Annotated in this window: 1 protein-coding gene and 2 pseudogenes; 1 reads left to right on the top strand and 2 read right to left on the bottom strand. The window is 43.2% G+C overall.

Translation table 11 applies throughout. From position 1 onward, the window contains the following. Positions 1 to 307 (bottom strand): annotated as a pseudogene (locus CIK04_RS25080) (aldo/keto reductase); the annotation flags it as partial. Positions 308 to 503: 196 nt separating this feature from the next. Between CIK04_RS25080 and CIK04_RS25075 the strand changes: the two are divergent. Continuing rightward, on the top strand, positions 504 to 815 hold the full coding sequence (locus CIK04_RS25075; RefSeq protein ID WP_128824696.1) for a hypothetical protein: 312 nt from the start codon (positions 504 to 506) through the stop codon (positions 813 to 815). Here the strand turns inward: CIK04_RS25075 and CIK04_RS25070 are convergent. Further along, positions 802 to 1155: pseudogene (locus tag CIK04_RS25070) on the bottom strand (MutH/Sau3AI family endonuclease); the annotation flags it as partial. The gene CIK04_RS25075 and the pseudogene CIK04_RS25070 sit on opposite strands and share 14 nt — an antisense overlap.

Raw genomic sequence — 1155 nt, 5'->3', positions numbered from 1 at the left:
ATGTTGTCGCGAATATAGGGRAACATTTGCGAGGGCCAGCTATTTTTTGTGGCGATGAGGACTTTTTTCGCGTTTGCCACTTTTGCTCAGCCAATTGCCGATAAACTGCTCCGTTAACCCCTGGCTTTGTGCTTTTGGTGGCTACCGGATACATTTCTGCAGTATCAATAAAATTAATACCTTGAGCGACCGCATAATCGAGTTGTTCGAAAGCGTCTTGTTGAGAGTTTTGTTCACCAAAGGTCATGGTTCCAAGGCAAAGTTTGCTGATCTCAAGCGTGGAATGGGGCAGCTTAGTGTATTGCATGGCACTTCCTTGTTAATTGGATTTATTGTCGGTTACCTATTGTTCAACATCTTATGCCGACTTAACGCCCAGGAGAAGATGCAATATCATAATTGATAATTCATTCAACTAAGAAGCTTCTCTCGCTCTATCAGATTGATCATGGACTACACTTAGAGCCTAATGGACAAATTGCGAAATCGGGTTGAGGTAGGCTATGCAGAAACATCAATTGGATCTTTGGCTACACAGTAAACATCATGATCATTATGTGCCGCCTAAAATGTTCGTAATAGGTTGCTCTGATGCCAATGAGTATCTGTTGGCCATAGAATACAACATCACCTTGACGCCTATTAAACAAGGGGAGGAGCTGATGCATTTCTCGTCTTTGGATTTAGTGAAAGAAGAATTACTGAAATTGGGTGTGGAGAAAGCGTATCTTCGTTTGCATAACGTTTACGAAGAAGTTGGTAGTGACCGATTGGCTTCTTACTATGACATTGAACTGCAACTTACTCCTCATTGAGTAATGAGTTGAAGGCATTTTGCAAAATCTGAGCGGTAAACTGAGTTACGATAATAATCCCCGCGGCAGTGTTTTAATCGGTTTTCCGTTGATGTTATACGCTTCGGTGAGTGCTTTGCTGTTAGCGGCTTTTGGTCTGAGATGAAGAGCCACGCCATGTCGGGCCGAAATTTGATCAAATTGGCCAAATACGATCATCTCCATCAATTCTTCCCAGTCATTTTTGAGTAGTATTTCTTCCTCGTCATTGGGAGACCAAAAGCAGTGGGTGTACCGACATGACGCTCTGCCAGTGGGATTTCTTCGCTCCCCTTCAACCGGAATCCATAACACACGAGAG

Source organism: Vibrio sp. 03_296 (assembly GCF_002265885.1).
Note: the sequence above shows the minus strand (reverse complement) of the source record. Positions and strands in the feature narration are given on the sequence as shown.

Bases quoted from the DNA above. Each gene is read 5' to 3' on its own strand.
- CIK04_RS25075 (WP_128824696.1), top strand. From the start codon at position 504: ATGCAGAAACATCAATTGGATCTTTGGCTACACAGTAAACATCATGAT.